This is a genomic window from Candidatus Frankia alpina, assembly GCF_902806485.1.
Lineage (GTDB): Bacteria > Actinomycetota > Actinomycetes > Frankiales > Frankiaceae > Frankia > Frankia alpina.
This window is the reverse complement of sequence record NZ_CADCWT010000289.1, coordinates 1-5,285: the sequence shown is the minus strand read 5'-3', so window position 1 is coordinate 5,285 and position 5,285 is coordinate 1. Positions and strand designations below refer to the sequence as shown.

The window sequence follows — 5,285 nt, the reverse complement described above, 5'->3', positions numbered from 1 at the left end:
GGGCCGCGCGGGCGCCGCGCAGCGCGACCCCGTAATGGCCGATGTCCAGGCGCATCGCCACCGCCGCACGGAGATCGCCGATCTTGCGATCGTACAGGCCGAGGCCGAACTGTGCGTAGTCGTCGGTGGGGTGACGGTCGACGATCCAGGCGAAGGTCTCCCGGGCGGCGACGTACTGGCCGGCGGTGAACTGGGCCCGGCCCAGCGCCTCGCGGACGCTCGGTGAGGCCGGCTCGGCCGCGACCGCATGCGCCAGCAGCTGCACCGCGGCGTTGGCGTCCCCGTGACCCAGCAGGGCCATCCCGCGGGTGTACCAGTCGTAGACCTCGCCCGCCGGCCCCTGGCGGACGTCGTCCATCGGGGTCCCCTCGTCCGAAGTCTCTCCCGGGCGGCCGGTCTGGTCGACCATCTTCACCTCCACGACGTGGACGAACACCTGACGCTGCGCCGCCTGCATGCGCCAGCTCCCGGTTACCAGCTCCCGGTTACCAGTGTCGCCGCAGAGGCCGCCGGGACGCCCCCGGATCGGATAACGATCACTTCCGGTGGCCGGCGACCTCGCCGGAACGACCGGACACACCACGCGCTGAGGTCACCGCGGCCGCCACGCGCGGTTCGCGGCGACGCCCACCTACAGGCCGCCGCCGGCACCACCACCCGGCGGGCGAGCCCCCGGATGGGCCGGAGGGCACCGGCCGGGTCCTACGATGCGGCTCATGATGCACGCCGATCAGCCCGTACCCGTTCCCGCGGGGCTCGTGCTCGTGCCATTTCGGGCGGCGCGCTTCTCCGCCTCGGGGCCGGCCCTCGCCGCGCTGACCTCGCCGCCCTACGACATCATCGACGATGCCGAACGCGCCCAGCTGCAGGCCCGCGACGCCCACAACGTGGTGCGGCTCATCCTGCCCGGCGACGACTACGACGGCGCCGCCCGCACGCTGCAGGAGTGGCTTGACGGCGGGGTGCTGCGCCGAGACGACAAGGCGTCCATCTACGTCTGCGAGGAGGAGCAGGACGGTCACGTCCAGCGGGGGCTGATCGGCGCGGTCGCGCTGGCCGACCCAGCGGCGGGGATCATCCTGCCGCACGAGAACACCATGGCGGGGCCGGTCTCGGACCGGCTGGCGCTGACCCGGGCGACCCGCGCCAACCTGGAACCAATCTTCCTGCTCTACTCCGGCGGCGGCGAGACCAGCCGAATCGTCAGCGAACTCGTCGCGACTCCCCCGCAGGTCGAGACGACCACCGACGACGGGGTGACGCATCGGCTCTGGGCGATCGACGACCCCAAGGTGCTCACCTCCGTGGCAGCCGACCTGCTGCCCCGGCGGGCCGTCATCGCCGACGGGCACCACCGCTACGCCACCTACCGGCAGTACCAGGCGGAGCGGCATGCCGCCGGGGACGGCTCGGGTCCGTGGGACTTCGGGCTCGCCTTCCTCGTCGACGCGACCGTCTCCGGCCCACAGGTGCACCCCATTCACCGAGCGGTGATCGGGCTGGACCTCGCCGCCGCGGTACGCCGGGCCGCCGCCGAGTTCACCGTCCGCAGGCTCGCCGGCCCAGACCTCGCCGGCCGCGACCCGGACGGCACCGCCACGCGGTCAGGCAGCGAGCCCGGGTCGGCGGAAAGCCCCGCCGCCGGGCGGTCCGGTGGCGGGGTCGACCCGGACCATCTGCTCGATGAACTGGCCAAGGCCGGCCAGGGCGCGCACGCCTTCGTCGTGACCGACGGCACCTCCGCCTACCTGCTCACCGAGCCCACCGCCGCGCTGCTGGCCCGCAGCCTGCCGGCGGGCCGCTCGGCCGCCTTCCGGCGGCTCGACGTCACCGTCGCCCACCTGGCGCTGATCGTGGACGTCTGGGGACTCGCGGACACGGTCGGCGTCGTCGACTACCACCACGACGCGCCGGCCGCGATCGCCGCCGCAGCCGCAGCCGGCGGGACCGCGCTGCTGCTCAACCCGACCCCGGTCGCGGATGTGACCTCGGTCGCCGAGGCCGGGGAGCGCATGCCCCGCAAGTCGACGCTGTTCACCCCGAAGCCGCGCACGGGTCTCGTCCTGCGCCCGCTGGACGCCTGACCAGTTCTGCTACCGATCTTCCCAGCCACATTGCGGCCAGATCGTGCCGAGGCCTAAACACGGTTCTGGGCCCTGAAACCGTGCTTACCCCTCGGCACGATCACGCACCCGTTCCGTAATGGCAGGTGTCGTGGCCATCTGCCACCGACAGAATCCGGGCGGCGGGGAGCCGAGAGCACTAGAACGCGTCTTTTTTGTGATCAGGGGCGCGAACACGGTGGAGTCCACGCCGACAACTGCCCACGCAACCGCCAGGATTCGGATCAGCAAGCTCCGTTCAGCAAGCTCCGTGCCTGGCTGTGAGGAGCTCCACGCGGACCACTCCCTGATCACAGCCCCATACGCGCCCTAATGCCCTGGGCCCGCATCCTTGGCGGAGTGTTCGGGTGTCTGGGTGCCGGGAACAGCCGAGGACGCCACCTCCGCAGGCTGCGCGGCCTCCCCTGATTCCGCTGATTCCGCCGAGTCGGAGTCGGCCTCCCGTTCGGAGTCGACATCGTCTGCATCTGCCGCAGAGTCGAGGTCCTCGGGCTCGGGCATCGGTCGGCCGGTGGTGATCTCGTAGGCGCGGGCGGCCGCGTCCGTCTCGCCGTCATCGACGGCCGCGGCGGAGGTGAACCACCGCGCCGCCTCCTCGCGACGGCCGACGGCCAGCAGCGCCTCGGCGTAGGCGTACCAGAGCCGGGGGGCCCACGGCGCGGGCGCACCCTTCGCGGTGGCAAGGTCGCGCAGCAGCACGACCGCGGCCTCCGGCTGGTCCAGGTCCCGGCGCGCCCCGGAGATCACGATCAGCATCTCGGCGCGGGCCGCCGGGTCGAGCTCGTCGACCTGCGGATCACGCAGGTAGGCGACGGCCCGCTCGGGCCGGCCGAGGCCGCGCTCGCTATCCGCCATCAACGGCAGATTGTGCCCCGAGCCGTCCATCCGCCGGGCAGCCCGCAGTTCGACGAGCGCCGCAGCGTACTCGCCTGCGTGGTAGGCCGCGATGCCAACCGCCTCGCGCACAGCGGGAAGCCGGGGTACCCGGTCCGCGGCGGCGCGCGCGTGGGCGAGGGCCGCGACCGGATCGTCGTCGAGCAGCAGCGCGGTCGCGACGAGATGACGAGCGATGGTGTCGGCGAGATTCGCCGGCAGCCCTCTCAACGATCGACGAACGTCATGATCGAGCATGTCCGCGCGCGCCTCCTCCGGCAGCGGCGGGGTCTGCACCCGGGGCCGCCGGCTGCCGCCGTCGGTGCGCTCCGGCCTGCCGGCCCGATCCGGGCGGTCTCCCCGCCGCTCGTCGGGACGGCCCGGTCCACCCGGCCGTCCACCGCGGCCCACAGGCGCCCCGCGCCCCGCGGCGCCTCGGGGAGCACCGATGGCTCGCACGCCCGGAGCACCGCCGCGTTCCCCACGGCCACCCGCGCCCCGGGTACCCGCGCCCCGGGCACCGGCACCACGCGCACCCGCGCCGGGAGCACCCGCGCCGCGGGTCCCACCGCCGGGAGCACCGGAGCCGGCGCCGTCGCGCCACGGCCGCTGCTCGCGGTACTCGCGTCGCTCGGTGCCGCCCGCCGCGGTGGATCCCTGCCCGGCCGTTGAACCCTGCCCGGCGGCGGAACCGGACCCAGCGGAACCCCGCGGGGTGACAGGTGCGTCTCGTCGACCACTGCCGGCAGCGGAGTCAGTGGGCCGCGGGCCCGCCGGGCGGTTGGACGACCACCTGTCGGAACGGCCGTCACGCGCGGACGAATCGCGGTCAGGCGTCCCGCGCTCCCACGGCCGCTGCTCCCGGCCGTCTCGCTGATTCTGGCTGTACGGCCGATCCTGGCCGGATGGCCGATCCTGATGGGGACGCTGGTCCTGGCCGTGGCGCGACGGCCGCTCGGCCTGCACCCGTCCGCGCGTCAGCCCGCGGTCCGTCGACCCTCTGTCCGGGCCGCGCCCGGTATCGGCCGAACCGTACCCCCGGGAGCTGTACCCACGAGCGGCATCGTCGCGACGATCGTGCCGGTCACGCGACTGCTCTCGTGCTGGGCGCCGCTCCGCCTCCGGTGCACCGGTGCGATGGCCGCCGTCGGAAGTACGTTCCCCCGTAGTCGGACGGCCGCGACGGATCCGCCAGGCCGACTCCGCGGTCGGGCGCCCCGGCACCTGGCCCGCCCGGCCAGAGCCGCTCTCACGCGGCCCTCCGCCAGCGCGTCCATACCCGCCGGAACCTGCGTCCTGGCGGGAGCCGGGGGCGGGACGCCCTCCGTCTGACCGTTCGGCACGAGGACGACCGGAGTCGAACGACCCACCGGCCTGGGTGCCGGCCGATCCGCGCCGGTCAAAGCGCTCCGAACCGGCCGGTGCCCGCTCGCCTCGCGGCCGATCGGCACGCGGGAAACGAGGGCCCCTGGCCGAACCGTCGGCGGATCCCTCGGAAGCACCGGGACGCCGAGTCGGATATTCGGTCCGGCCGTGCCCACCACGAGCCGCGCCACCGCCGCGGTCCGGGCGGTCGGCCCAGCGGGCGCCGGTGGGACGCTCGGGCCGGCCCGACGCGTCGGTCAGCCGCCGGACCTGGCCGGACCTGGCACGGCCCGCGCCGCTGGCGGCATCAGTGGACCGTCCGCCGCGGGCCGGGTTCTGCCCCCGGAAGGCGCCGGAACGCGACGTCCCCGACCGCGCCGGAGCCGCCCCACGCCCAGCACCGCCCGTCGCGCGATCACGGCGTGGGGCTCCCCCGAACGCCCCGTCCGGACCGGACCGGCCGCCGCGCCGAGGGGCGCCGTCCCGCCCGGGCTCCCGTTCGTGCCGCTGGGGCCGGTCGGAGGCGTGCGGCACCGATGTGCCGCGCTCATTCGGACTGTCTTCCCTCGCCATGACCGGCCGTTCCCCTTCGTCCCGCATGCGCCGCGGTCGGCGGCCGCGGATCTGATGTGTGCTGTGCCGGGAGGCCACGGGCCCACCGGTCCACCCCGGCGCGGACCGCCGCGGCGTCCAAGGGGTCCTGACGGGACCCCGGACGCGGATCCGCGGGATGGCACAGCGATGTCCACAGTACGGGTATGCCCGACAGCCCCGCTCCGAGCCGACGGGACCAGCTACCTCCGCGTCGCGATCCGGGTCTCGAGCCCGGGGCAGCCTCGGAGGATCGGACGGCGATCGGAACCGATCGCGCCACACGCCGCATCGAGCCCCGCGCCGCAGAAATACCCCAACGCACAAAACAAA

Annotated in this window: 4 protein-coding genes; 2 read left to right on the top strand and 2 right to left on the bottom strand. The window is 74.5% G+C overall.

What is annotated here, in order from left to right:
- On the bottom strand, positions 1 to 358 hold a 358-nt coding region (locus G6R25_RS21030), incomplete at its 3' end, for a tetratricopeptide repeat protein (RefSeq protein WP_163554298.1).
- A 349-nt stretch (positions 359 to 707) separates the two neighbouring features.
- On the opposite strand from G6R25_RS21030, the gene G6R25_RS21025 reads away from it, so the two are divergent.
- Positions 708 to 2,084, top strand: coding sequence for a DUF1015 family protein (locus G6R25_RS21025; RefSeq protein WP_163554297.1), 1,377 nt, complete (start codon positions 708 to 710; stop codon positions 2,082 to 2,084).
- Between the two features lie 348 nt (positions 2,085 to 2,432).
- On the opposite strand, the gene G6R25_RS21020 is transcribed toward G6R25_RS21025, so the two are convergent.
- Positions 2,433 to 3,254 (bottom strand): tetratricopeptide repeat protein, encoded by an 822-nt coding sequence (locus tag G6R25_RS21020; protein ID WP_235949318.1) that lies wholly within the window; start codon positions 3,252 to 3,254, stop codon positions 2,433 to 2,435.
- Between G6R25_RS21020 and G6R25_RS21015 the strand changes: the two genes are divergently transcribed.
- Positions 3,243 to 3,668, top strand: a complete 426-nt coding sequence (locus G6R25_RS21015) for a hypothetical protein (RefSeq protein WP_163554296.1) — start codon at positions 3,243 to 3,245, stop codon at positions 3,666 to 3,668. The two genes, G6R25_RS21020 and G6R25_RS21015, sit on opposite strands and share 12 nt — an antisense overlap.
- The last annotated feature ends 1,617 nt before the right edge of the window (positions 3,669 to 5,285 follow it).

Coding starts and splice junctions, on each gene's coding strand:
- G6R25_RS21025 (WP_163554297.1), top strand. CDS start 708: ATGCGGCTCATGATGCACGCCGATCAGCCCGTACCCGTTCCCGCGGGG.
- G6R25_RS21015 (WP_163554296.1), top strand. CDS start 3,243: ATGATCGAGCATGTCCGCGCGCGCCTCCTCCGGCAGCGGCGGGGTCTG.
- G6R25_RS21020 (WP_235949318.1), bottom strand. CDS start 3,254: ATGCTCGATCATGACGTTCGTCGATCGTTGAGAGGGCTGCCGGCGAAT.